General features: G+C 58.7%; 12 protein-coding genes and 2 pseudogenes. 10 read left to right on the top strand and 4 right to left on the bottom strand.

The genetic code is table 11. The features are described from left to right. Positions 1 to 18 precede the first annotated feature (18 nt). From AACY50_RS18410 to AACY50_RS18395, 4 genes are all read left to right on the top strand, one after another. Positions 19 to 1,023 carry an ATP-binding protein gene (locus tag AACY50_RS18410; protein WP_339538961.1) on the top strand — a complete coding sequence of 335 codons (1,005 nt, stop codon included), beginning with the start codon at positions 19 to 21 and terminating at the stop codon, positions 1,021 to 1,023. Beyond that, positions 948 to 1,679, top strand: a complete 732-nt coding sequence (locus tag AACY50_RS18405) for a vWA domain-containing protein (protein ID WP_339538960.1) — start codon at positions 948 to 950, stop codon at positions 1,677 to 1,679. Before AACY50_RS18410 ends, AACY50_RS18405 begins: the two co-directional genes overlap by 76 nt. Before the next feature lie 100 nt (positions 1,680 to 1,779). Continuing rightward, positions 1,780 to 3,426, top strand: a complete 1,647-nt coding sequence (locus AACY50_RS18400) for a phospholipase D-like domain-containing protein (protein WP_339538959.1) — start codon at positions 1,780 to 1,782, stop codon at positions 3,424 to 3,426. A 312-nt stretch (positions 3,427 to 3,738) separates the two neighbouring features. Further along, positions 3,739 to 5,298 (top strand): TerC family protein, encoded by a 1,560-nt coding sequence (locus AACY50_RS18395; RefSeq protein ID WP_339432935.1) that lies wholly within the window; start codon positions 3,739 to 3,741, stop codon positions 5,296 to 5,298. Positions 5,299 to 5,378: 80 nt separating this feature from the next. Here AACY50_RS18395 and AACY50_RS18390 read toward each other — a convergent pair whose 3' ends face one another. Further along, positions 5,379 to 6,770 carry an aldehyde dehydrogenase family protein gene (locus AACY50_RS18390; RefSeq protein WP_339538958.1) on the bottom strand — a complete coding sequence of 464 codons (1,392 nt, stop codon included), beginning with the start codon at positions 6,768 to 6,770 and terminating at the stop codon, positions 5,379 to 5,381. Between the two features lie 103 nt (positions 6,771 to 6,873). Here AACY50_RS18390 and ptrR point away from each other — a divergent pair, with 103 nt between their 5' ends. After that, positions 6,874 to 7,752: a putrescine utilization regulator PtrR gene (gene ptrR / locus AACY50_RS18385; protein WP_339538984.1), complete on the top strand. Its 879-nt coding sequence runs from the start codon at positions 6,874 to 6,876 to the stop codon at positions 7,750 to 7,752. Between the two features lie 132 nt (positions 7,753 to 7,884). Here ptrR and AACY50_RS18380 read toward each other — a convergent pair. Continuing rightward, positions 7,885 to 9,219 (bottom strand): annotated as a pseudogene (locus AACY50_RS18380) (TolC family outer membrane protein). Between the two features lie 10 nt (positions 9,220 to 9,229). Beyond that, positions 9,230 to 10,111, bottom strand: a pseudogene (locus AACY50_RS18375) (HlyD family type I secretion periplasmic adaptor subunit); the annotation flags it as partial. Here AACY50_RS18375 and AACY50_RS18370 point away from each other — a divergent pair. Beyond that, on the top strand, positions 10,042 to 10,611 hold the full coding sequence (locus tag AACY50_RS18370; protein ID WP_445261494.1) for a M10 family metallopeptidase C-terminal domain-containing protein: 570 nt from the start codon (positions 10,042 to 10,044) through the stop codon (positions 10,609 to 10,611). The pseudogene AACY50_RS18375 and the gene AACY50_RS18370 overlap by 70 nt on opposite strands. A gap of 574 nt (positions 10,612 to 11,185) precedes the next feature. Further along, entirely contained in the window at positions 11,186 to 11,833 is a 648-nt protein-coding gene (locus AACY50_RS18365) for a hypothetical protein (protein ID WP_339464507.1), read from the top strand. Between the two features lie 73 nt (positions 11,834 to 11,906). On the opposite strand, the gene AACY50_RS18360 is transcribed toward AACY50_RS18365, so the two are convergent. Next, positions 11,907 to 12,725 (bottom strand): alpha/beta fold hydrolase, encoded by an 819-nt coding sequence (locus AACY50_RS18360; protein WP_339538957.1) that lies wholly within the window; start codon positions 12,723 to 12,725, stop codon positions 11,907 to 11,909. A 216-nt stretch (positions 12,726 to 12,941) separates the two neighbouring features. Between AACY50_RS18360 and AACY50_RS18355 the strand changes: the two genes are divergently transcribed. The 3 genes from AACY50_RS18355 to AACY50_RS18345 are packed head-to-tail and all read left to right on the top strand — an operon-like array spanning position 12,942 to position 24,191. Further along, the gene (locus AACY50_RS18355) at positions 12,942 to 14,648 is read left to right on the top strand and encodes a ShlB/FhaC/HecB family hemolysin secretion/activation protein (RefSeq protein ID WP_339538956.1); all 1,707 of its coding nucleotides are present in this window, start codon (positions 12,942 to 12,944) and stop codon (positions 14,646 to 14,648) included. A gap of 25 nt (positions 14,649 to 14,673) precedes the next feature. Beyond that, complete coding sequence (locus AACY50_RS18350; protein ID WP_339538955.1) at positions 14,674 to 23,661, top strand: two-partner secretion domain-containing protein; 8,988 nt, start codon at positions 14,674 to 14,676, stop codon at positions 23,659 to 23,661. Then, positions 23,658 to 24,191 carry a hypothetical protein gene (locus AACY50_RS18345; RefSeq protein WP_339434234.1) on the top strand — a complete coding sequence of 178 codons (534 nt, stop codon included), beginning with the start codon at positions 23,658 to 23,660 and terminating at the stop codon, positions 24,189 to 24,191. The genes AACY50_RS18350 and AACY50_RS18345 overlap by 4 nt, the downstream gene beginning before the upstream one ends. The last annotated feature ends 314 nt before the right edge of the window (positions 24,192 to 24,505 follow it).

Raw genomic sequence — 24,505 nt, 5'->3', positions numbered from 1 at the left:
CATGACCGAGTACTGATAATGACCGACACCCCGCATTTCCCACTCTCCGCCGTGGTCGGCGCCGATGATTTGAAACTCGCCCTGTGCCTCACCGCCATCGACCCGAAAATCGGTGGTGTGCTGATCGAAGGCCCACGCGGCATGGCCAAGTCCACCCTGGCCCGTGGCCTTGCGGATCTGCTCGCCAGCGGCCAGTTCATCACGCTTCCGCTGGGCGCCACCGAAGAACGTCTGGTCGGTACTCTCGATCTCGACGCGGCCCTGAGCGATGGCCGGGCTCAGTTTTCCCCCGGGGTGCTGGCCAAGGCTGACGGCGGCGTGCTGTACGTCGATGAAGTGAACCTTTTGCCCGATCATTTGGTGGATCTGCTGCTCGACGTCGCGGCCAGCGGCACCAACCTGATCGAGCGCGACGGCATCTCCCATCGGCATTCGGCGAAGTTCGTCCTGATTGGCACCATGAACCCGGAGGAGGGTGAGTTGCGCCCGCAACTGCTCGACCGCTTCGGCTTGAACGTTGCCCTTAGCGGCCACACCGCACCGACCGAGCGCGGTCAGATCATCCGTCGGCGACTGGATTTCGACAGCGACCCACACGCGTTCTGCGCTCTGTGGGAAACCGCGCAGCAAGCCCTTCGCGAGCGCTGTGAAACCGCCCGCAGCACCTTGGCCGGCATTCCTCTGGATGATGCGGCACTGGCGCAAATCACCGAGCGCTGCTTTGTCGCTGGCGTCGATGGTCTGCGTGCCGACCTCGTGTGGTTGCGCGCAGCCCGGGCCCATGCCGCATGGCGCGGCGCCACGGCCATCGCCGAGGAGGACATCGACGCGGTGGCGGAATTTGCCTTGCGCCACCGTCGTCGTGAACAAGCCCCGTCGAGTTCTCAGCAACAAGCCGCGCAATCGCCGTCAAACGCGCAGGCCAACCCGGACGAAGGGCAGGGCCAGTGGGGCGACATGCCGGCACCAGCGCTCGCCACCGGCAGCCGTCGCGAAGTGCCGAGCTGGCCAAAAAAGATGTAGGCATTCGCCCCCGATCCGACGCGGGGGCGAATGCCAGACCCCGCGCCGGACAACTCGACAACGGACGCCAAGGTAAATGTCATGCGGCTCGCAGTGGCTCGGTCAACTGGCCGGGCACGTTGCTCAATGGTCGTCCGCAAAAACGTGAAGATCTGCTGTTTCAACTGCGCACCCGTTTACCCCAGGAATTGTGGCTGGTGATCGTCGATGCCTCGGCCTCGACCCGCCGTCATAACGCACTGAGCGATGCCAAGGGCCTGCTCGCGCAACTGTTCGACGACGCCTATCGCCAGCGTGCGCGGCTGGCGTTGCTGACCGCCAGTGGTGCGGTGCCCAAATGGCAGGTACAAGGGTTGAAGGCCTCAAGCGGTTTGCGTGTCTGGCTGGATGGGTTGGGCGCGGGGGGCGGGACGCCGTTGCTCGCGGCGTTGACGCAGGCGCAGCAGTGGCTGACAGTGCGGCGCAAGCGCTTTCCTGTCGAGCAACAGCGTTTGCTGGTGGTGACGGATGGGCGTTTGAAGGCGTGGACCGGGTTGCCGGCGCTGGACTGTCCGGGGCTGTTGATCGATATCGAGCGCGGACCGATCCGTTTGGGCCGGGCGAAGGATCTGGCAGGGACGCTGGGGGCGGAGTATCGGCATATCGATGACCTCTGAAACCTGCAGCGGCTGACAAGGCCACTCGGCTTCAGATCTGCCGACATAATTCGAACCACTGCTCTATGCTCCAACCCAGCCCAATCACAAGGAGTGAGCGATGCGAATGCTGGTCACCAATCCTGAGGACGATTTTCGTGTCAAGGCTTACGCCGGCACCAACGGCGTGCTGCTGGCAATGGACCTCGCCGAGCCACGTCGCCAAGGCCTGCTCGGGTTTGCCATCGAAAAGCAGCAGGGCGACAAGCCTTGGCTGTTTCTCTTCAACAGCCTGACCTTCCCCGGCAAAGCCCACACGTTTGCGCAGTTTCACGCCACCCCCAGCGATAAGGCGCCGCTGCAAAAATTTCGCTGGGCCGATTACGCGGTCAATCCGGGGATGACGATTCACTATCGCGTTCACCTGGCTTATGGCACGCCGGATGCGCCGCAACTGGGCGAGTCGCTGGAGTTGACCATTACTTCAGACGACGGTCATCCGGCCAACCAGCGTGTGATTTTCAACCGCGCGGTGGCCGCCAGTCAGGCCTTCCAGCGCAAGTTTCCCGATCTCGATGCGCAACTTAGCGCTAACAAGAACATGCCCATCGAAGCCTGGCCCGATGCGGCACGGCAATGGCTGGAAAACGGCTTGCTCGGGCGCTTGCTGGGGTTTATCGCGCGCGCCACCGATGGTGAGTGGGCGCTGGACATCGCGATTTATGAATACCAACTGCAAGCCATCGTCGATGCCGTGAACGCTGCGTTCGAACGGGGCGTGCGGGTGCGAGTGCTGTATCACGCCCGCCCCGATGACGACGACACCACTCTCAACGAGGCGAGTCTTGCGAAGCTGCCGGCGACGAGTAAACGTGGGCGGGTCACCCACAATATCTTTCACAACAAATTCATCGTCCTCAGCCGTGTCGATGCCGCGGGTCAACGCCAGCCGCAGGCAGTGCTGTGCGGCAGCACCAATTTCACCGCCAACGGTGTTTATCGTCAGGCCAATGTTGTGCATGTGCTCGATGAGGTGGCGGTCAGCACCCGCTATCTGCAAACCTTCGAGGAAGTCTGGGCGACACCGGCAGATGTCGGCGCGACCCGTGCGTGGATCACCGAACACAACCCGATGGACGCCACGCAGCCGCTGTTCACCGGTTTCTCGCCGCGCACGGGCGGTGCGGATTTGAGCGAGTTCGTCGAGATCATCGAGTCGGCGAAGAAGGACGTGTTGTTCGTCACCGCCTTCGCGTTGCCTGACGCGATCCTCAATGCCTTGCTTGGCCAACCCCATGACGACATCCTGCGCTTCGGCCTGCAAAACACGACCAGCCGCATCACCGGGTTCCATGCCGATCGTAGCGCCGAATTCGCCGCCACGGCGTTACTCAACACCGGTCTGGAGGGTTGGCTACGCGAAAACATGAAAGGCCAGAAGGGCAATCTGTTGGTGCACACCAAAGTGGTGTTGACTGACTTCACCACTGACATGCCGACCCTCATCAGCGGCAGCCATAACCTCAGCGCCTCGGCCAGCAACGGCAATGACGAAAACTACCTGATCATTCGCGGCGATACCAATCTGGCGGATCGTTATGGGTTGGAGTTGCTGCGGTTCTACGAGCATTACCGGTTTCGTTATTTCGCGAAGAAACTGGCATTGAAGCAGGTGCGGCCGTTGGCGGTGGATGACAGTTGGGCTAACGATTATTACGTCCAAGGGGATTTGCGTGAGTTGTCGCGCCTGCGATTTGCCGGGCGCTAAGTCGTTGTTATTGAGGCCGTTCGAAACGACGTATTTTTCAAGAAATACAGATTTTGAAATGATTTCAGGCTGTAAGAAAAGTGACTCCAGGCTGTACGCTCCAAATCCTTTTTTCATGCAGGATTTACATGAACACCCTCTCGGAACCTCCCAGTTACAGCTTCCCCTCGCGCCACGGCGCGGTCTTGACGCACTCGCAGTATCCAGTCTTCCGACTCCCGACTATCGTTGATAACGCAGCCATTGAGCTTTCGCGTTGCGCCTTGCCGTGTCCGGCAGCCTGAATTCACTGAAGAGAGACAGAGACGTTTTATGGAATGGTTAGCGGATCCCACGGCCTGGTTAGGCTTGTTGACTTTGATCGTGCTGGAACTGGTGCTGGGTATCGACAACCTGGTGTTCATCGCAATCCTTGCGGACAAACTGCCGCCGCATCAGCGTGATCGTGCACGCATTATTGGTCTGTCGTTGGCGTTGATCATGCGCCTGGGCTTGCTGGCGAGTATTTCCTGGCTGGTCACGCTCACGCAGCCGTTGTTCGAGGTGTTTGACAAGAGCTTCTCCGGCCGTGACTTGATCATGCTGTTCGGTGGCGTGTTCCTGTTGTTCAAAGCCACGATGGAGTTGCACGAGCGTCTTGAAGGCCATGTCGGCGAACGTTCGACGAATACTGCTTATGCGCTGTTCTGGCCGATCGTTGCGCAGATCGTCGTGCTCGACGCGGTGTTCTCTCTGGACGCGGTGATTACCGCGGTGGGCATGGTCGATGAGCTGGCGGTGATGATGATCGCGGTGATCATTTCCATCGGCCTGATGATTGTTGCGAGCAAGCCGCTGACACGCTTCGTCAACGCACACCCGACGGTGATCATGCTGTGTCTGGGCTTTCTGATGATGATCGGTTTTGCCTTGACCGCTGAAGGTCTGGGCTTCCACATCCCGAAAGGCTACCTGTACGCCGCCATTGGCTTCTCGATCCTGATCGAGGTGTTCAACCAGATCGCACGGGCTCGCCGCAAGCGTTCGATGCAGGGGCTGCGTCCGATGCGTGAGCGCACCGCGCATGCAGTATTGCGTTTGCTGGGTGGACGTAAATTGGCGGTGGAGGAGGTCGGCGAGGAAATCTCTGACCTGCTGGACGATGGCGACGCACCAGGCGCCGAGCTGTTCGACCGACGTGAACGGGTGATGATCAGCGGCGTGCTGCAATTGGCCGAACGGCCGATCCGTGGCCTGATGACCGTGCGCGCCGACGTTGACACCATTGATTTGGCCGACGATGCCGATGCGATTCGCACGAAGTTGATGCACTCGTCCTACTCGCGCCTGCCGCTGATCCGCGATGGCGTGGTGGATGAGCCGCTGGGCTTCGTGCACAAGAAGGAGCTGCTCAAGGAGTACCTGGCCGGTACTGAGCCAAACCTGGAACACCTGGCGCGCAAGACCATCAACCTGCTCGACAGCTATTCGATCCTCAATGCGCTGGAACAGATGCGCGCCGCGTCGACCCACATTGCCTTTGTGGTCAACGAATTCGGCGATTTTGTGGGGGTGTTGACCATGACCGACATTCTCGAGTCGATTGCCGGCGAGCTGCCTGATGCCAGCGAAGTCGAAGGGCCAGATGTGGTGGAAGAGCAGGGTGGCTTCATCGTCAGTGGTGCATTGAACCTGGCGCGCGTGCGCCAGCGCACCGGTTTCGGTGCCGAACCGACCGAGGATTATCAGACGGTTGCCGGTTTGGTGATGAGCTTGCTGGATCGGCTGCCGATGATTGGTGATCGCCTGGAATATGAAGGCTGGCAGATGACCGTCAAGGCTGTTGAGGAACGGCGAGTGACGCGGGTGTTGCTGGTGCGCGAGTCGGCGTAATAGCAACGTATTACGCTGACTTTACCGGCCTCTTCGCGAGCAAACCCGCTCCCACAGGTTACTGCGGCGCAGGGGGCGGGTTATTTGCGATCCAGCCACACGGTCTGCGCATTGCAGAACTCGCGCACGCCGAAGTGCGACAGCTCGCGACCGAAACCACTCTTCTTCACGCCGCCGAAGGTCACGCGTGGATCACTGGCGGAGTAACCGTTGATGAACACGCCGCCGGTGTCCAGTTCGCTGGTCAGTTGCTGGGCCAGTTGTACGTTGGCGGTGTAGATCGTAGCGGTCAGGCCGAACTCGCTGTCGTTCGCCAAAGCGACGGCGTGGGCACAATCGCGGGCGGTGATGATCGAGGCGACCGGGCCGAACAGTTCCTGTTTGAACGAGGTCATGCGGTCGGTGACATCCGCCAGCACGGTGGGCTGGTAATAGTTGCCCACACCCTCAGACTTGCCGCCGCCCAGCAGCAACGTCGCGCCTTCTTCGAGAGTGTCGCGTACTTGTTGATCCAGTTCGTCGCGCAGATCGAATCGCGCCATCGGGCCGATGTACGTGTCAGCCGCCAACGGATCGCCCACCTTCAACGTGCGTGTGGCTTCGACGAATTTGCGGGTGAATTCTTCAACGACGCCTTCTTCGATGATCAGCCGTTTGGCGGCGGCGCAGACCTGGCCGGAGTTCTGGTAGCGACCGATGACGGCGGCTTGTACGGCTTCGTCCAGATCCGCATCGTTGAGCACGATGAACGGGTCGGAGCCGCCCAGTTCCAGTACGCATTTTTTCAACGCGGCCCCGGCCTGAGCACCGATGGCCATGCCGGCGCGGACGCTGCCGGTCAGGGTGACGGCGGCAATGCGTGGGTCGGCGATCGCGGTGGAAACGCCTTCGGGGGTGACGTTGATCACTTCAAACACGCCGTCGGCAAATCCGGCACGGGTGAAAGCGTCGCGCAACAGATAGGCGCTGCCCATCACGTTCGGCGCATGTTTGAGCACATAAGTGTTGCCGGCGATCAGCGCCGGTACCGCGCCGCGCAGCACTTGCCAGATCGGGAAGTTCCATGGCATCACCGCCAGGATCGGGCCGAGCGGGCGATATTCGATACGCGCTTTGCCGCCTTCTACCTGGGTCGGTTCAGCGTCGAGCATGGCCGGGCCGTGTTCGGCGTACCACTCGCAGAGCTTGGCGCACTTTTCAATTTCACCGCGGGCCTGGGTGATAGGCTTGCCCATTTCCAGGGTGATCATGGTCGCCATGGCTTCGGCGCCTTCACGCAGCGCAGCGGCCAGGGCGGTCAGGGCGCGAGAGCGATCTTGCAGTGGCTTGCGTTTCCACTTGCCGAAGCCGTAAGCGGCGCGGGTCAGTGCGGCGTCGAGTGCTTCTGCGGACTCAAAGGCGTAATGGCCGATCTGCTCGCCGGTGGCGGGGTTGATCGAGATAGCGTGGGTCTGGCTGGAAATCTGGCTCATGGCGTTGTCCTGCGTGTTCAGTGGATGGGCCTAGAGTAGGGTGGTGTTTGTTTTCTGGAAACTGAATAATAAAGATCGTTTCTTTCACGATTGGAGAATGACTGTGGATCTGGTGCAGCTGGAAATCTTCAAAGCCGTTGCCGAACACGGCAGCATCAGCGCCGCCGCTGCGCAGATTCATCGCGTGCCGTCGAACCTGACCACGCGGATCAAGCAGCTTGAGCAGGATCTGGGCGTTGATCTGTTCATTCGCGAGAAAAGCCGCTTGCGCCTGTCACCGGCCGGGTGGAGTTTTCTCGAATATGCGCGGCGCATTCTTGATTTGGTTCAAGAGGCACGGGCCACCGTCGCCGGTGAGGAACCGCAGGGCGCTTTCCCCTTGGGCTCACTGGAAAGCACCGCCGCCGTACGAATCCCCGAACTGCTCGCGGCCTACAACCAGCTTCATCCGAAAGTCGACCTGGACCTGTCCACCGGCCCGTCCGGGACGATGATTGAAGGCGTGCTGTCCGGTCGACTCGCCGCCGCTTTTGTCGACGGCCCTGTGTTGCATCCCGCGCTGGAGGGTGTGCCCGCGTTCGAGGAAGAAATGGTCATCATTGCGCCGCTCAATCACCCCCCGGTCGAACGCGCAGCGGATGTGAATGGCGAGAACATCTATGCCTTCCGATCCAACTGCTCCTATCGCCATCACTTCGAAAAATGGTTCAGCACCGACGCTGCCGTGCCCGGCAAGATCTTCGAGATGGAGTCCTATCACGGCATGCTCGCCTGCGTCAGCGCCGGCGCCGGCCTGGCCCTGATGCCGCGCAAAATGCTGCAAAGCATGCCCGGTAGCGCGACGGTCAGTGTCTGGCCGCTGGCCTCGGATTTTCGCTACCTGACCACTTGGCTGGTGTGGCGACGGGGCACCGTGTCGCGCAGTTTGAGTATGTTTGTACGCTTGTTGGAGGAGCGCGGTGTGGTACGTGCGGGGGAGTGATTGACCCCTTTTCGTCACGGCGTACCGTTTCGACCACGCAGTCAATAGCCGGGGTGTTGGCTCAAACAGTGGTGCCACGCCTAATCGTCGGCCAGCCGAAAACAGAGGGCGGCGGGGGCTGGCGTGGGTTGTTCAGAACGACAGCCGAGGCCCCAGGTAGGCGTTGGCGCTTTCGATGTCGTCGTCGCCCAATGCGCCGACGTCAGCCGCCAGACGCAGCTTGGCCAGCAGGTAGCGCAGCTTGGCTTCGAACAGGTCGCGACGAGCGGTGAAAATCTGTTCCTGGGCGTTGAGAATGTCGATGTTGGTGCTGCTGCCTGCCAGGAAGCCTTTCTTTGACGACAGCAGCGAGCGCTCGCTGGAGCTGACGGCTTTTTCCAATGCATGAATGCGCGCTTCACCGCTTTGCACACCGCGAAATTCCCGGGTTGTGCCGGAGATGATTTCTTCGCGTGTTGCATTCAGATCCTCTTGCGCCTGGTCTCGCGTGGCGACGCTTTGCCGGGCCCGGGCACTGACGTATCCGCCGCTGTACAGCGGAATGTTGAGCTCTACTCCGGCCGAGGTGTAGCGGTTGCGCTGATTCTGGGTGGACAGGGTTTCGCTGTCGGCGGCGGTGTAGCCCAGCACCAGATCGAGGGTTGGCCAGTGACCGGCCTTGGCTTTGGCCACTTCTTCATCGGCGGTGTTGACGTTCAAGCGCCGGGCGCGGATCGACGGGTTGTCGGTGCCGGCGCGGATGATCCACGCCTGCAGGTTGTCCGGCTGCAGCGGCGGGGTGGGGAAGGTCTCCTGCAATGTGGCGATCTGGTCGGGTGCTTCACCGACGTACTCTTGCAACTGGCGCCTGGCGACGACCAGGCTGTCCTCGGCCTCGATCAGTTCGGCCTGAGCGAGATCACGTCTGGCCACCGCGTCATCGACATCGGTCACGGTGCCGTCCCCCAACTGCCGTCGGCGCTGAGTCGAGGCCACTTGCTCATTCAGTGCGCTGAGTTTGGCATTGGCCAGTTTGGCGGTTTCATGGGCCAGCAGCACGTCGAAGTAACGCCCGGCCAGGCGCACCGCCGAATCCTGTGCCTTGCTGTCGAACACCGCGTTGCCATAGTCGGCCTGATACTGGCCCTGGCGGTACTCGGCCATTTTCTGTTTGTTGAACAGTGGCTGGCGCAGTTGCAGGGTGGCACCGCGCGAGGCGTAGTTCAGATCGTTGGTGTGGCTGTTGCCGTAAAAGTCCGGCTGTTTTTACGTGCCGTTGATGTGGTTGTCGAACGCGGTGATGCCGATTTTCGGCAGCAGGCCGGATTTGCCGATGGCGCGGTTTTCCTGGGCGGCATCCCTTTCGTGACCGGCAGACAGGAAGGTCGGGCCCTGAAACTGCATCAGATTCCACGACTCGCGCAGGTCCAGTGCCGTTGCCGATTGCGCCAGTCCTAGCAGCGCAGCAACCCCGATCACCCGCCCGATGCCGTCCACTTCATTGCTCCTTGAATGCGCTATTGACGCGGTCGAGCAATGGCTTGAGCAGGTAACTCAGCATATTGCGCTCGCCGGTCTTGATGGTCACCGAGGCGGGCATGCCCGCACGAATGTGATTGCTGCCCAGCATGGCCATCCCGGCCTCCGTCACTTCGATCTGCGCCAGGTAATAGGGTTGTTTGTTGTCTTTGCTCATCAAGCGGTCGGCAGAAATGGTCAGCATCTTCCCCGGGATGTTGGGCGTCTGCACATGGTTGAACGCGGGAAACGAAATCATCACCGGCAGCCCCGGGTTCATGCGGTCGATGGCTTGCACCGGAATCATCGCGTCGATTTGCAGCGGCTCATGGGCGGGGACGATTTCCATGATCTTGAAGCCTGACGCAATCACCCCGCCGACCGTCGACACGTTCAGGCCCTGAACCACGCCGTCGATGGGCGAGCGAATGACCGTGTGTTGCACTTGATAATCCAAGGCTTGCAAGCGATCGGTGAGGGCGCTGTTCTCCTTCTGCACATCGGCCAGCAGCGACTGCACTTCTTTGCGGTAGTCGTACTCGCGCTGAAAGATGCGCAACTTGATGTCGGCGGCCTGGCCTCGAGCGCGGGCGATGTTGTTCAGGTTATCGGCCTGTGAGGCGTTCAGGTCGGAACCGGTGCGCTCCAGTTCCAGCATGCGATTGCGCGGTACATAGCCTTCGGCGGCGAGTTGGCGCACGCCCACCAGTTCCTGATTGAGGAAACCGATCTGTGATGAGCGGGCGTTGTAGACGCGTTGCAATCCTTTGACCTGGGCGTCGGCGGAATTGAGTGACTCACGCAGGATGTCCATTTCACCGGCCAGACTGGCGCGGCGTGTGGCGAACAGGTGGCGTTGCAGGCAGCAGCGGCTCCAACAGCCTGATCGGTGATAACGCAAACAACGTGCTGATGGGGCTTGGAGGTAACGACACGCTCGTTGGCGGTGGTGGCAACGACACCCTGGTGGGCGGCGCGAACCGTGACACCTTGACCGGCGGGACCGGTAACGACATGTTTGTGTTCACCTCTACGGGCGATTCAGGGACGTCCATCTCGAGTCGAGATGTCATTACCGACTTTACCCAGGGAGAGGATCACATCGACCTGTCACAAATAGATGCGCGTACCTCCGGCGGCGGATCTGGTGGAAACCAGGATTTCACGTTCCTCGGTGAGTGGAATGGCGCGGGCAGTGAGTTCAACAACCAGGCGCAATTGAAATACCACTACGTCAGTGTCAGCGGTGTTGATCACACTTATGTGGAGGGCAATGTCAACAATGGCAACGGTGCTGACTTCCAGATCGATCTGGTCGGGCATGTTGCGCTGACAGCGAGTGACTTTATCGGCGTGGTTTGATTCATTCATGTAATAAGAGCGCCCCGCCAGGATCGGGGCGTTTTTATAGCTGTAAATTGCTCATTTGCGCGCTTCAAAAGTATGACCATTTCATTGGGTTAGTGTTGTAAATGGGAATGTCTTGCTATTGTCTCGTCAAGTTAACACTGAATGGATCCAATAAAACCTGAGAAGTTGCGTGTGAATAAAGCAGGCTAGCTGGCGTGGGCATTACAGGGAAGTTGTTGATTAATGAGTCGTTAAGTGATGCTGCCGTTTGTCGGTAGTTCGCCCGAAAATTGAACATTCAAGCATTATGAACCTCAGATTATTCAGGACGTCACCCTTGGCGGCCGCTGCAATCGCAGAAAAAAAAGTGGACTCCGAACCTCATGTACATTCAGTGCAAATGGGGGTTTTTTATCTGAAATTCAGGATGCATAGTTGTTGTTCTATTGGTGCGTAAGTTGAGTGAATAGGTGATTGATGCCGCCGATTCTAAGGGTTTGGTGTGAGCGAAGTTAGAAAGTTATTGGCAGAATTTAGTCTGTTTTGTGGCTGACCTGAACAGCTGATTAAGTTGGAGAGTATGATCGTGACAATAAATACAATGATGAGCCTGTTTGAGCAAAAAGAATTCATGGAGTTTCTGCGCCTGGGTGTCATATATGTTCATTTGGTGGCGTGTTGTGTGGCAATGGGGCTTGTGTTGACCAGTGATGTTGCGATGGTGAGTGACCTGTTAAAACAAAAAATACCCTCTGAACATGACAATGCTCATATGGAGAAACTGCAGAAGTCGGTGGTGTTTGCCCTCATAGGCTTGTGGCTGACCGGTATGGCGGTCGTCGGTATCGATTATCTGGATAAAGGCATGGATTACTTTATGAATCCAAAGCTGCAAGCCAAAGTGATCATCGTTGTGATGTTGAGCTACAACGGCGTCTTGTTGCATCGCCTGGTGCTGCCGGCGTTACAGAAGGCTGGCTCGCTGCTCCATCTCGGGTTCAGCGCAAGAATGCTCGCACTGTTCTGCGGCTCGCTCTCGGCAGTGTCATGGATGTATGCCGCCATGCTGGGGGTCGGGCGTCCGCTGGCCTGGAAGTACTCTCTTTCTGAATTGTTGATGGCGTATCCGGTCCTGATACTGCTTGGTTTCATAGTGATGTCGGCGTTGACGTACCGCGCTAAACGCCAGATGGAAGCGACTGAGCCGCAGTGGATCGAACTCAGCGCTCGCTGATCAACTGAAAGCCCGCCAGGCAAAAGTCTGGCGGGCTTTTTTACGCCTTGGCGAAAGGCAGACGGGCCGGCTCTCAGCGGCCCAGGAACGCCAACAGATCCTCGTTCAACGCTTGCGCATGAGTCACCGCAAAGCCATGCGGCGCACCCTTGTAGACCTTCAGTTCGGCACCCTTGATTTGCGCGGCAGACTGTTTGCCGGTGATGTCGAATGGCACGATCTGATCACCGTCGCCATGGATCACCAAGGTCGGTACATCGATCTTGGCCATGTCTGGGCGGAAGTCGGTTTCCGAGAACGCCGTGACGCAATCCAGGGTGCCTTTGAGCGAGGCCAGCAGGGCGACATTCAGGGTTTGCGTGAGCACGCCGTCAGAGACGTTCTGACCTTGATTGGTGCCATAGAACGGTGCGGCGAAATCGGCGATGAACTGCGCGCGATCTTGCAGCAGGCCCGCCTTGATACCGTCAAATACCGACTTGTCGACGCCCTGCGGGAAATCGGCTTTCTGGCCGAACAGCGGCGTCACCGCGCCCAGCAGCACCAGGCCGGCAACACGCTCGCTGCCGTGACGGGCGATGTAGCGACTGACATCGCCACCGCCCATGGAGAAGCCCACCAGCGTGACTTCACGCAGATCGAGGTGATTGATCAATTGCGCGATGTCATCGGCGAAGGTGTCGTAGTCGTAACCGGTCCATGGCTGATCCGAGCGGCCAAAACCGCGGCGGTCGAAGGCGATGGTGCGGTAGCCGCGGCTGCTCAGGTATTCCATCTGGTATTCCCACATGTCGGCATCCAGCGGCCAGCCGTGGCTGAACAGAACAGGCTTGCCGCTGCCCCAGTCCTTGTAATAGATCGCGGTGCCGTCTTGCGTGGTGAATGTGCTCATGGGAACTCCTTACGTGGCGAATGGATGCCGTGATGGCAGCGTTCACTATCGGCGTAAAGCTCAAGGGGGACTTGTACGCAAGTGCTCGATTATCGAATCCGACAGATCGGCGACAAGCTCCGAAAAATTGTTTCAACTTATGTTTGACGTCAAAATGATGGCCATCTAACATCTCGCCACTATTTTGATATCACTTTCCGTCTCGAGGGATCGAACATGTACCCACCCGCCCTCGCGGCGAGGTTGTGCGTAGCTTTGCTGTGCCTGTCCGCGCTCCAAACCGCTTTTGCTGCCCCCACACCCGGTGAAACCGACCTGATCCGCGACCGCCAGAACCGTCTGCTCGAAGAGCAGCAGCGGCGTCTCGAAGAACTCAAGGATCTGCCCGGCAAGGACGCCAAACCTGCCCAACCCGCAGCGCCCACAGACACCCGTTGTTTCCCGATCAAGGATGTCGAACTCAAGGGCGCCGACAGCCTGTCCGAGCGCGACAAGGCACGCCTGCTCAACCCCTACATCGGCGAATGCCTCGGTGTGCCACAGCTCAACGAGCTGCTCAAAGTCATCACTGACCATTACATTGAGAAAGGTCTGGTCACCAGCCGCGCGTACCTGCCGCAACAGGATCTGTCCGGCGGCCATCTGAAGGTGCTGGTGGTCGAAGGCAAGCTCGAAGGCATGAAGGGCGCCGAGAACAGCAAGCTGTCGGAGCGCGAACTGGCCATGGCATTCCCCGGCAAGTCGGGCGAACTGGTCAACCTGCGCGAGATCGAGCAGATGGTCGATCAGCTCAATCGCCTGCCGTCCAATCAGGCAAAAATGGAACTGGCGCCAGGCAAGAACGTGGGTGGCAGCACGGTGCTGGTGACCAACACCCCGCAGAAACCCTGGCGTGTCGGGCTGTCGCGCAATAACGACGGCCAGCGCAGCACTGGCGAACAGCAGTGGGGCACGACGTTGGACTGGGACAGCCCGTTGGGCCTGGCCGATCAGTTGAGCCTGCGCGGCGGTCACGATGCGATGACCGATCACCAGCACACCTCCAGAAACGCCGTGCTCAATTACAACCTGCCATGGGGCTGGTGGAACTTCAGTTACACCTACAGCCAGAGCGAATACCGCTCGCAGATCGCCGCCAACGGCTACAACTTCAAGCAGACCGGTGACAGCGAAAACCATCAGATCCGCGCCGAGCGAGTGATCCACCGCGACGCTGTCAGCAAGACCTCGCTCAACGCCGGTTTGTCCTACCTGCGCACCAACGCCTACATCGAAGACAGCAAGCTCAAGCTGAGCAGCAACCGCATCAGCGAAGCGCAGTTCGGCTTCAACCACGGCCGCCGTGTCGGCAGTGCGTTCGTCAACTTCGACGCCGGCATGCAGGAAGGCATCGGCGCGTTCGATGCGCAGGGCAGCCACGATCCAGGCCCCGGCGAACCGAACGCGCGCTACCGCAAATACACCGCCACCCTGAGCTACTTGCAGCCCTTCAAAGTGTGGGGCGAGTCCTTAACGTTCAGCAGCCTGATGACCGGCCAGCGCAGCGAAGACGTGCTGTTCAGCTCCCAGCGCACCAGCCTTGGCGGCTCGTCGTCGATCCGTGGTTACAAGGATCAATCCTTGTCGGGCGACAGCGGCGGTTACTGGCGTAACGATTTGCGCTGGGCACGTCCGGTGACCGCCGAATGGTTGCGCCCGGTGTTCGCTGAATACGGCACCAGTCTGGGTTATGACCAGGGCGTGATCCGCGGCGATCGCTACAACGGTAATCAGCACGGGCGCATGTCGAGCAACTCGCTGGAACTGTTCGCCCGTGGCGAGCACGTCGCCGCCAGCGTGACGTTTGCGCACTCGCTGGAACGCCCCGATGTGCTGACCGAGCGTGAAGCACCGATCTATTTCCGCCTGGATTTTTTCCTTTAATTTTCGCCCGCCCCGAGATTCTGACATGGACATCCGTCAATTGGCCTACCTGGCCGGTCAGCCTTCTGCTGCCGTAAAACACCACGAACGCTTTCTGGGCATGCCCAAGCGCGGCCTCGCGTTCCTGTTGGCAAACGTCATGTTCTGGCAACCGATCTGGGCGCAGGCGGATGGGATCGTAGTCAACGCGCCTGGCACAACCCTTGATCGTGCCGGCAACGGCGTGCCCATCGTCAATATCGCCGCGCCCAATGCGACGGGGCTGTCGCACAACCAGTTTCATGATTACAACGTCGGTGCTGAAGGCGTCATCCTCAACAACGCCACGGCGCGCACACAACTGACGCAAATGGGCGGCATCATTCTAGGCAACCCGAATTTGCGCGGGGCTGCCGCACAAACCATCCTCAACGAAGTCAACGGTGGCAGCCCGAGTCAACTGCGCGGTTACACCGAAGTGGCAGGGCAGTCGGCGCGTGTCATCGTCGCCAACCCTTACGGCATCAGTTGCAACGGCTGTGGGTTCATCAACACGCCGCGGGTGACCCTGACCACCGGCAAACCGGTGCTTGATAACGGTCGACTGGATCGTTTTCAGGTGGACCAGGGCAGTGTGTCCATCGACGGCACCGGTCTGGATGCGAGCAACGTCGACAGCTTTGAAATCATCACCCGCAGTGCGCGGATTAATGCGCAGATTCATGCCAAACGCCTGAACATCACCACCGGCCGCAATGACGTCAATGCCGACACTCTCAACGCCACCGCGCGGGCTGACGATGGCAGCGCCAAGCCGCAACTGGCCATCGACTCTTCTGCGCTCGGTGGCATGTATGCCGGCGCGATCAAACTGGTGGGCACGGAGCAGGGCGTAGGTGTGAAGCTGGCGGGCGATCTTGCCGCCAGCGCCGGTGACATCCAGATCGATGCCAACGGTCAGTTGAGCATGGCCAAAGTCACTGCCAGCAGTGCCATTGATATCAAGTCCAGAGGTCTTGATGCCCAAGGGCCGGTTTACGCTGGAACGCAACTGGCGGTGCAGACCGCTGAACAACTGGTCAACCGCCAAAGCCTTGTCGCCCGCGATTCTGTACGCCTGAGCAGCGGCGGCAAACTGACCAACAGTGGTGCGATCGAAGCCGGGGTGAACGCCGACAACACTCGCAATACCACAGGTGATCTGACCGTCAATGGTGCTGCGGTGAGCAACACTGGCAGCCTGTTGGCCAGTCGTTCCCTGAGCGCTGCGGCCACCGGTGTATTGGATAACCAGAATGGCATCGTCCAGGCGAAAAACGTCACGGTGAGCGCTGCCCGGCTGGTGAATCAGGGCGTCAACGCGCGTATTTATGGTGAAACCCGTCTGGCACTCAGCGCGCCGGCCATCGTCAATCTCAAGGGCCTGATCCGCTTTGCCGATGGTCAGGCTGCGACGCTGTCGGTCGACAGCCTCGACAACCGTCTGGGCCGTATCGAAATCGCTGGCGGCAGTCTCAAGCTCAATGCCCGGGATGTGCAGAACGCTGACGGCAAAATCGTTGCCGGACGCCTGGATATCGATGCCCGGCAAGTTGACAACACCCGTGGTCTGATCGGCGCCGGTCAGAGCGATGCCAAGGTTGTCGCCCGAGAGCGGCTGGACAACGCACAAGGCAAAATCCAGGCGAAGACCACGCTGGCGGTGTCCGGCGGCGAATTGCTCAACCATGGCGGAACGCTCGCGGCTGACCGGATTCTGGTCACTGCCGCACGACTGGATAACAGCGAAAAAGGTGTCGTCAGTGCTGAAAACGGTGCTGCCGAGCTGACACTGGAGCAGGATCTGGATAACCACGACGGCAAAATTCAGGCATCGGGTCGCCTGACCGTCGCGGCTCAGAGCATCAATAATCGTAATGCCAGCCTGATCGGCCAAACCCTCGAAGTGAACAGTCGCGGCACACTCGACAATACCCAAGGCACCCTTTCGTCCGATGACAGCGTGGTCACCAGCGAAGACCTGGACAACAGTCAGGGGCTGATTCAGGGCAATGATCGCCTGAACGTTACCGCTCGCGATTTGCAGAACTCGGCCGGCAAATTGCTGGGCGGCGTAGTTGACGCGCAACTGGCCAACCTCACCGGCAACAACGACGGCACCCTCAGCGCGCAAAGCGGCAAGCTTACGCTGATGGTCCAGCAGCACCTGAACAACGCGTTGGGTCGGTTGCAAGCCAGCCAGGGTGATGTGGCTATTCATGCCGCTTCGCTCGATAACCGTGGCGGTGTCGTCGCCGCACAGCAATTGCTGGTGATGGCTGAAAACGGCCACGTCGACAACCGTGGCGGGCGCATGATCAGTGATGGTCTGGACCTGCACGCGGCCAGCCTCGATAACAGCGATAACGGTCTGTTGGCAGCAGGTGTTGACGGTGCGCGGTTGATCCTCAAACGAGCTGCTCCTGGCCAGTCGCAACTGCTCAACGTCAAAGGCCGGATCCAGAGCGATGCCGACCTGCACATCGAAAGTGATGCCGTCGACAACAGCGCCGGCGTCCTGCTTGGCCAAGCCATCGACGTGACTGCCACGCAACTGAACAACAATGACAACGGTGGCATTGTCGGCAACGGCGGTGATGTCGCACTGAAAATCAGTGGTGTCTTCAGCAACGTCACTGGCGTGGTCGATGCCGCTGAACAGCGTCTGCTGCTCGATCAGCTCACCGAGCTGGATAACCGTGGCGGCACCCTGCGCGGCAAGCGACTGGACATCACCAGCATCTCGATCAACAACAACGCTGCCGGCCAGATCATCGCGGGCAGTGATGGCCTGAAAATTACCGGCAAAACCCTGCTGAACCAGCAAGGCGTGATCTTCGCCAATGGCAGTCATGCCGAACTGGCTCTGGGTAGCGGAACCCTTCAGAACCAGGGCGGCACGCTGCAAGCCGACACATTGGAGATCACCAGCGCCGACCTCGATAACAGCGCGGTTAACGGCAAGGCCGGATTGATCTCCAGCCTGTTGGGTGATCTGAAATTGACCGTCACTCGCCTGACCAACCGGGCCGGCAAGATGTTCGCCAAGGATCAGTTGGTATTCGTTGGCGACAGTCTGGACAACACCGGCGGCGAGATCAGCGGCAATCGATTGGCGCTCGAAGCGGTCAGCCAGATTCTCAACCAGGGTGGCCTGATCGAATCGGCGACCCATCTGCAACTCGCCAGCGGCCAGTTGAACAACAGTGCCGGCGGCCAGATTCGCGCACTCGGCGGCGCCTCCAGTCAGATCAAACTGACCGGCAACCTGAACAACCAGAGCGGCGTTATAGAGATCGGCAGCCAGGATCTGACACTCGCCGGCGGCCAACTCAATAACCTCAGCGGCAGCGTGCGTCACGCCGCGCAGGGTGTCTTCGATCTGGATCTGAGCAATCTGACCGGCACCCAGGGCAGCCTCACCGGACTGGGCAAAGGCGTGTGGGATGTCGGTTCGGTCAATGGTGTCGGCACCTGGCAACTCAACGGCGGCCTGACCTACACCAGCGCTCAGGATCTGAACCTCAATGCCAGTGACCGCATCGCCAGTGCTTCGGCAATGAGCCTTCAGGTCGCCAACCTGACCAACGCCGGACAACTGCTCAGCGACGGCGATCTGACGCTGACCCTGACGGGCAATCTGCTCAACAGTGGTCGGGTATCGGCGCAAAAGAAGCTCACCATCAGCGCCAACGACTTGATTCAACAGGACGGGCGACTGGTCAGCGGGGGCGATACCGCACTGACCCTGCGCGGCACGCTCGACAACCTCGGTCGTCTGATCGCCAACCAGAACCTCACGGTGACGGCAGCACGCATCAACAACAAAGGCACCCTCGGCGCCCAAGGCAATCTTGAGTTCACCGCTGCCAACGGCATCTACAACGACGCCGACACCCTGCTGTTCAGCGGCGGCACGATGAAGCTGCACGGCAACAGCCTCAACAATTTCTACGGTGACATCTACAGCCGCGGCAACCTGAGCTTCGACGCTGTGGGCGGCGGTCGTGCCGCGTTGTTCAGCAACCTGTCGGGCACCGTCGAAGGTGAGGGTGATATCGACATCAATGCTGTCTCGGTGGAAAACGCCAAGGCAGAATTCGAGATGACCTCGGGGCAATCATCTGGCAGCTTGAGCTGGGTGTGCGCCCAGCATTGCGGTGGCCATGACGGCTGGAAACGCGGCTATATCACCATTACCACTGACTTCAACGATCAAGTCCTCAAGGACTCGCGCGCGGCACGATTCGTCGCCGGAAAAAACTTCAACATCCACGCCAATCAAGTGGAAAACCGCTACAGCCTGCTGGCGGCCAACGGCGACCTGACGGTGACTGCCGACAGCCTGTTGAATCAGGGCGCGGTCTCGCGCTCGGGCCATCGGGTGGTGCAGATCGGCACGCCGGGACACATCGATAACAGCCTCTGGGATCAGATGGAGTTCATGGACATCCCGGCGTTCAATGCCGCCACAGCGGCAGGCAATTTCGACGAGGCGCGTTTCGAAGAATTGGTCAGTCGCTCCAGCGACTCCCGATTCGCTCAGACCAGCGACGTCACCACCTGGAATGAAAACGGCAACAACGTCTACTCGGCGGTGCTTCAGGCTGGTGGCAAAGTCAAACTGGATGTCACCAACAGCATTCAGAACGGTACGCTGTACGAAAACACCTATGGGCAACTGACCGGGTCATTGTCCAGCGATCAGACCTCCGTGGTCGGTGGTATCAACATCAATCTGGGTAAGCACAGCACTGACGCCAGCACCCAGGCAGCGAAAAATGTAACCCGCATCGAACGTGTCGATGCCGACGGCGTGAAGCAGATCAGCTTCGTCCCGGTCGACTTTAAGGGTGTACCTTTTGCGGCGGTCGATCCGACGGCTTCCTCGACGTTCCGTCTGCCGAAAGGCCCATATGGCATGTTCGTGCAGAGCACGAATCCGCAGAGCCGTTACCTGATCGAAACCAACCCGGAGCTGACCCAGACCGCGGCGTTCATGAGTTCCGACTATCTGCTCGGCAAACTCAACTTCAGCACAGATGAAGCAGCTCGTCGCCTCGGCGACGGTCGCTACGAATCGCGCTTGATCAGCGACGCAGTCATGGCCCAGACGGGCCAGCGTTTCCTCGCTGGCGGCCTGGAAAACGACTACGAGCAATTCCGTTATCTGATGGATAACGCACTCGCCAGCAAGAACGAACTGAACCTGTCGGTCGGCGTCAGCCTGACCTCCGCGCAGGTTGCCGCACTGACCCACGACATCGTCTGGATGGAAGAACGCATCGTCGACGGCCAGAAAGTGCTGGTGCCGGTGCTCTATCTGGCACAGGCCGAATCGCGCAACGTGCGCGGCGGCAGCCTGATTCAGGGCCGCGATCTGGAACTGCTCGCCGGCAATGACCTGGTCAACGTCGGAACCTTGAGCGCCAGCAAAGACGTCTCCGTCGACGTCAAGGGCAGCCTCTATCAGGGCGGTCTGGTCGAAGCCAATGAGCGCATCACGCTCATGGCCACCGACAGCATTCGCAATGCCTTGGCCGGCGAGATTCGCGGCAATCAGGTCAGCCTCACCAGCCTCAAGGGCGACATCGTCAACGATCGAACCGCTGTCGCTGTGCGTGACGGCAACGGGATGCGCACGCTGGTCGATGACGGCGGCAACATCACCGCGCGCGACAGCCTGACCATCAAGTCCGGCCAGGATCTGGTCAACTCGTCATCCATCAGCAGCGGCGGCGACGCCAGCCTGAGCGCCACCCGTGACATCAACTTGCTGGCGACGCGCAACGAAAACGAACTCCACGAAGTGTTCAATGGCGGCCATCGCTCGGTCGTCACCACCACCGTGGAAAACCTTGCGTCAACGGTGAAAAGCGGCGGCAACTTGAAGCTCGACGCCGGCCGCGACATCAACGTCGTCGCCAGCACCGCCGAAGCCAAAGGTAACCTCAACGTTGACGCCAAGCGCGACATTTACATGTCCTCGGCCGGCGACGAAAACAACGTCGAAACCCACAGCAAGGACGGCAAGAAACGCGTCCACGAAGAAGACAACCACACCGTCCAGAACGCCGCCGAGTTCATCGCGGGCGGCGACGTGAAAACCAGTTCCGGACGCGACACCACGCTGGTCGCAAGCAAGATCAGCGCAGGCAATGAAGCCTACGTCTACGCCGGCAATGATTTGAACCTGCTGGCCGCGCAGAACAAGGACTACACCCTCTATGACATGAAAGAGAAGGGCGGCTTCGGCAGCCTGAAACTCAAGCGCGACGAAGTCACCCAGGTCACCCACGTGGGTAGCGAGATCAAGACCGGTGGCAACCTTTCGCTCGTCAGCAAGGGTGACCAGCTCTATCAAGTGGCCAAGCTCGACAGCGGCAAGGACATCGTTCTCGACAGCGGCGGCGCCATCACCTTTGAGGGGGTGAAGGATCTGCATGATGAGAGCCATACCAAGACCAACAACAACGCCGCGTGGGTGTCAGCCAAAGGCCGTGGCAATACCGACGAAACCCTGCGCCAGACCCAGATGATTGCCAAGGGCAACATCGTGATCAAGGCCGTTGATGGGCTGAAGATTGATATCAAGGATGTCAATCAGGAGTCCGTGAGCCAGACCATCGACGCTATGGTCAAGGCTGATCCGCAACTGGCGTGGTTGAAGGATGCTGAGGCGCGCGGGGTTGTTGACTGGCGGCGAGTGAAGGAGGTTCACGAGTCGTTCAAATACAGCAACTCAAGTCTCGGTCAGGGCGCGATGTTGGTGATCATTATCATCATCACTGTGCTGACAGCTGGAGCCGCGAGTGCGGCTGTGGGAAGCGTCGCAGGTGCGACAGCGGGATCAGGGACTGCCATGGCCGCAGCAGGTACGGCAACCGCTTCGGCGGTGGCAGGTGGTGCTGCTGTCGGTTCAACCGTCGCCGCCGGATTAGGCAATGTAATGGCCTCTGCCGTATTGACGTCCTTGGCCAGCACTGCAGCAGTCAGCACTATTAATAACAAAGGAAATCTCGGCGCCGCTGTCAAGGAGACCTTCAGTAAGGACAGCCTGAAGAATGCTGCGATCGCGGGTGTTACGACCGGCTTTACACAAGGCGTGATCGATCCACAACTCGGCGGCCACACGGTACCGTTCAACAACCTAACAAAAGGATTTGACCTAAACACTCTCCAAGGTATCGGTGGTTTCGCTGTTCATGCGGGTGCGCAGGGACTCGCAGGCGGGGCCATAAAAACAGTAATTGGCGGGGGGAGTTACAGTGAGAACCTGAAGGATGGGCTGATTTCTCAGGCAGGCAATGTGGCCGCCGCCACCGCGTTCAACTTTGTCGGGGGCTACGCCCAAGATCACTGGCAGGCAGCACACAATGCGGGTGATACGACCGGAATGGCGATGTGGGCCGAAGGGGGTGTCGCTCGCACTGCGTTGCATGCGTTGATGGGGGGAGCGATTTCCAGTGCAACTGGTGGGGATTTCAAAACCGGCGCGATGGCTGCAGGTGCGAGTCAAGCGATGGCAGGTGTGCTCAACTCCACGTTCGACACCCAACCTCAGCTACGCCAGGCATTTTCCCAGATTGTCGGTTTGACAGCTGCAGGACTGGCCGGCGGAGACGTCAACAAGGCATCGTGGGTTGCTTTGATGGCTGACGAGTACAACCGCCAGCTTCATCAAAAAGAAACCTTGGCACTGGAGAAGCTGCAAAAAGAGAACCCTGATAAAGCCTATGAATTTAAAGCAGCGGCTTGTGCCTTGGTTCATTGCAGTGACTCGGTACCCCCCGATGATCCGAATTACAAATTCATCAAAGCATTGGAGGCGGACGGGAAAGGTTTCAAGGATGCACAAAGTACGCTTTTCGCTACCGGGGCCTTCGACGAGTATTCTAAGTGGGACCAGGTCAACGACGACTTGTTGCGCAACGACAAGGACCTCCGGCACTCGGCAAATGCCAGTCGAGCGGTACTGGGCGCCATAGGGGCTGCCGCAGGGTTTGGAGGCGCCATAGCGTCAAGCCCGGCTTGTGTAACCGCTGTTGGATGCGCGATTCCGGCGTTGTCCGGGCTGGGAGGTGCAGCATCGTTCGCTGATGGGTGGCAGGCCACGGGGCAGTTGTTTGCGCCCTATGACTACACCCAGGGAAGCAAAGTACTTGACTCTTTTAGCAGCGCGACCTACCCCGGCGACGTGAACCCGCTTCGCGACTACGGAACGGAAGCCGCTAAGACGGCAATGGAAATTGCACTGCTGAAGGGGGCGGGGAAATACTTTGAGGGGACAGGGGCTTCGGTTCTGGTTTCGAGCGGTAAGAAGGAGAGCGGCCTCACTGGAAACACCTCGAAAGTCTCTGACGTTGAACTAAATGCTACCCGCGATGCGGAGGGTTTTGGGTTGTCTGCGCAGCGTGACTTTGTTCCGGGAATGGAGCATCGTGCGGAGAACATCAACGCAGGACAGGTGACAGACCGTGATGGTCTTCCGCGTGTCGATGGTGAGAAGACTGCGAATGATCTGCTTCTGAAACAGCAGTCAGGTGGAATAGATCCTCCATACTGGGGAACGCAACGACCGGCGTGGAAGGAGGGGACAGTCGTCACCGATAAGGTTTTGGATCAGCCACGAACGATGACCATGGTAATCGATCAAAGGCAATACGACGCTATAAAGAGTAGTGAATTAAAGGAGCAAAATCCTGCATCTTTCTTAGGCGGATGGGCAACAGATTCTCCAGTGAACTCAATGGAAGACGTTAGAAATAAACTGGCTATTTCTACCGAATTTAAAACCGGGAATTTGTACAAGGTCGAATTTACGGTGAAACCGGGTGTAGGCGTTCGTGAAGGGACTGCGGGTGATATGTGGGATGCCAAGCAAGAGAAGCGTCTCGCTGGTGGAGCACATCAAGTTAATTTTATGGATAAAACCCCTCGTACAAATCCTGAGTTTTATAATATTGATATTGATAGTTTGAGGCTGTTGAAATGATTGATCTAGTTGCGCGTATAAGAAATGAAGTGGTGCATGCTGATGGAACAATTTTTGAGAGTTTTTACGATTGGCATGGGCGTAGGACTGAGTTTGAAGTTGAAATGGCGCAAGTTAAATATGTGCGTGTGAGTAAGGTTGTAAAGATAAGAAGATACATAGTTTCTGATAACGGTTCGGAAGTTTTGTTTTCTGCTGCAGGCATCCCATGCATACTGCCAGATCGGACTGGAGTGCTGGTCGTGTTTAATGAAGAGCCATCTAGGTTTGACTTTTCTGAAACACCTTGGTTCTTCGGGGTTCCTCACAATGCTGCGATCTACAATGCTGATGGTGCATTACGTTTTCAATTGCATAATCCTTATGGTAAAGGCAGTTATATAGGTGCCATACATTCAGGTGCGATGCCCGAGCATCCAAATTCACTAGGTGTTTTAATCGGTACGGTAGGGCACGATCCAGAATGGCTTTACTTACTTGATCCTGATGGCCCGGAATTAATCCCGACCGGAAAGTGGATTCGTTACTAGGTGCGAGAAAGATTGAGGGTTAAAGGGGAGCGGTAATAGACAACGTTTATAAAATCTTCTAAGGAACTGATGAAAACGGGACAGGCCACATTTATAAAGTATTCTGAGGCACTTGGTCTGTCCCGATTTTGCGCCCGTTTCGGCGCGAGGCAATTGACGAAGATAAAAACGGATAAATGGGGACAGACCCTGAGGGATCCCCGATTTTTCTTACAGAAAATCAAGAAGTTGGAATATTGAAGAGGCCTGCATGAGTCGGCAACTTGGTTTGCACCACACAAATACAAGAAACCGAACCCATGCAAGCCATCCGA

This window comes from Pseudomonas sp. RA_15y_Pfl2_54 (genome assembly GCF_963971015.1).
Classification (GTDB): domain Bacteria; phylum Pseudomonadota; class Gammaproteobacteria; order Pseudomonadales; family Pseudomonadaceae; genus Aquipseudomonas; species Aquipseudomonas baetica_A.
The sequence above is the reverse complement of the archived record's forward strand: the minus strand, read 5'-3'. Positions and strand labels throughout refer to the sequence as shown.

Coding starts and splice junctions, on each gene's coding strand:
- AACY50_RS18410 (WP_339538961.1), top strand. CDS start 19: ATGACCGACACCCCGCATTTCCCACTCTCCGCCGTGGTCGGCGCCGAT.
- AACY50_RS18400 (WP_339538959.1), top strand. CDS start 1,780: ATGCGAATGCTGGTCACCAATCCTGAGGACGATTTTCGTGTCAAGGCT.
- AACY50_RS18395 (WP_339432935.1), top strand. CDS start 3,739: ATGGAATGGTTAGCGGATCCCACGGCCTGGTTAGGCTTGTTGACTTTG.
- AACY50_RS18390 (WP_339538958.1), bottom strand. CDS start 6,770: ATGAGCCAGATTTCCAGCCAGACCCACGCTATCTCGATCAACCCCGCC.
- AACY50_RS18360 (WP_339538957.1), bottom strand. CDS start 12,725: ATGAGCACATTCACCACGCAAGACGGCACCGCGATCTATTACAAGGAC.
- AACY50_RS18355 (WP_339538956.1), top strand. CDS start 12,942: ATGTACCCACCCGCCCTCGCGGCGAGGTTGTGCGTAGCTTTGCTGTGC.
- AACY50_RS18350 (WP_339538955.1), top strand. CDS start 14,674: ATGGACATCCGTCAATTGGCCTACCTGGCCGGTCAGCCTTCTGCTGCC.
- AACY50_RS18345 (WP_339434234.1), top strand. CDS start 23,658: ATGATTGATCTAGTTGCGCGTATAAGAAATGAAGTGGTGCATGCTGAT.